Below are 1788 nucleotides of genomic sequence, written 5' to 3'. Positions count from 1 at the left end.
GGTTCGAAGAGGCCGATGGCGGCACGTTGTTCCTGGATGAAATTGGCGATTTGCCGATGGCGATCCAGGTCAAGCTGCTGCGTGTCCTACAGGAACGCGAAGTGGTGCGCCTGGGCTCACGCAAGAGCATTCCGATTGACGTGCGGGTTCTCGCCGCCACCAATGTGCAATTGGAAAAGGCCATCAATGCCGGACATTTCCGCGAAGACCTCTACTACCGTCTCGATGTGGTCAGCCTGGAACTCAGCCCGCTACGCGAGCGCCCCGGCGACATCCTGCCGCTGACCCGGCATTTCATCGAAGCCTACAGCCAGCGCCTGGGCTACGGCCCGATCACCATCAGCCGCGAAGCCGAGCACAAGCTCAGGAGCTACAGCTGGCCGGGCAATATTCGCGAGTTGGAAAACGTGATTCACCACACCCTGCTGATCTGCCGCAACGGTGTGATCGAGCGCGACGATTTACGTTTGTCGAACATGCGCATCGAGCGCCAGGACGACAGCCAGCATGCCATCGACAACAGTGCCGAAGCCTTGCTCGAACGTGCCTTCCAAAAACTTTTTGAGGAACAAGCCGGCGCCCTGCATGAAAAGGTCGAAGACACCCTGCTGCGCGCCGCTTACCGTTTCAGCCATTACAACCAGGTACATACCGCCAACCTGCTGGGCCTGAGCCGCAACGTCACACGCACCCGCCTGATCAAGATCGGCGAGCTGGCGGTGAACAAACGCCGCCCTGGGGAGAATGTGCAGGGCGAGCGGATGCTGCATCTATCCATTTAGGCGGCAGTGCAAGGCGTTGTCATGGCTGCGCTCAAAGCTGCGCAGCACTTGGAACGAACCGAAGGTCACCGCCGTGGCCTGATGGGCGCTAATCAGCGTCCAGAAATCCTCCTCGCCGTGCTCAAAGCATTTGAACGCCGCCTCGCCCTCCTCACGCGAGCGCCATTGCAGGTAATTGAGCACCCGTCGCCCGTCGTCACTGACTTGCACACTCGCATTGATAAATCCGCCATGGCCCTGGGCCAGACGTTCGCTCTGGGTGCACAAGGCTGCCACCAAGGCGAGTTGTTGCTGGGGTTCGACCTGGAATTCGATCAATTGAGTGAAGCTGCGATTTTTCTCTGATACCTGCATGAATACACCCCTTCATCTGTAGGCAGAATCTTGCGATTCGATGTCCCGCAGGGTAAAACCTCCAGTTAAGTCAAGGTCAAGCGTTGTTTCGGAGATTTTCATGCTGAACAAAGAACTTACCGTAGGCCAGTTGGCGACCCGCAGTGGTGTAGCCGTCACAGCCCTGCACTTCTACGAAACCAAGGGGCTGATCAAAAGCAACCGCAATGCCGGCAACCAACGGCGTTACCCACGGGATGTGTTGCGGCGGGTGGTGGTGATCAAGATCGCCCAGCGCCTGGGTATTCCATTGGCAACGATTGGGCAAGCGCTGCAAACCTTACCCGATGGGCGTACGCCCACGGCGCAGGATTGGGAGCGTTTGTCGGCGCGATGGCGCGAAGACCTGGATGAGCGCATCAACAAGCTGATGCTGCTGCGGGACAAGCTCAATGGCTGTATTGGTTGCGGGTGTTTATCGTTGGAGGCGTGCCCGTTGCGTAATCAGGATGACCAGTTGGGTGAGCGCGGGCCGGGGGCTCAATTGCTTGAACCCACTCCACAATCCTGAGCTGGGCAACCGGTAAATGTGGGAGGGGGCAAACCCTAATGCCAGTCACTTAAGAAAATCTGCCGCGACCAGACTCTTGTAGTGAGCGGGCTTGTCCCGCGC

3 protein-coding genes are annotated in these 1788 nt (G+C 58.3%); 2 read left to right on the top strand and 1 reads right to left on the bottom strand.

Annotated elements, in window-relative coordinates; all coding sequences use genetic code 11:
- The coding region (locus ACRESD_RS10915) for a sigma 54-interacting transcriptional regulator (RefSeq protein ID WP_431750920.1) at nt 1-782 on the top strand (782 nt) is incomplete at its 5' end.
- On the opposite strand, the gene ACRESD_RS10910 is transcribed toward ACRESD_RS10915, so the two are convergent.
- Nucleotides 771-1136, bottom strand: a complete 366-nt coding sequence (locus tag ACRESD_RS10910; protein WP_431750919.1) for an antibiotic biosynthesis monooxygenase — start codon at nt 1134-1136, stop codon at nt 771-773. The genes ACRESD_RS10915 and ACRESD_RS10910 overlap by 12 nt on opposite strands.
- 100 nt (nt 1137-1236) lie before the next feature.
- Here ACRESD_RS10910 and soxR point away from each other — a divergent pair, with 100 nt between their 5' ends.
- The gene (soxR, locus tag ACRESD_RS10905; protein WP_431750918.1) at nt 1237-1686 is read left to right on the top strand and encodes a redox-sensitive transcriptional activator SoxR; all 450 of its coding nucleotides are present in this window, start codon (nt 1237-1239) and stop codon (nt 1684-1686) included.
- Nucleotides 1687-1788 lie beyond the last annotated feature (102 nt).

Origin of the sequence: Pseudomonas sp. (assembly GCF_050739995.1) — a bacterium.
Classification (GTDB): Bacteria; Pseudomonadota; Gammaproteobacteria; order Pseudomonadales; family Pseudomonadaceae; genus Aquipseudomonas.
The sequence above is the reverse complement of the archived record's forward strand: the minus strand, read 5'-3'. Positions and strand labels throughout refer to the sequence as shown.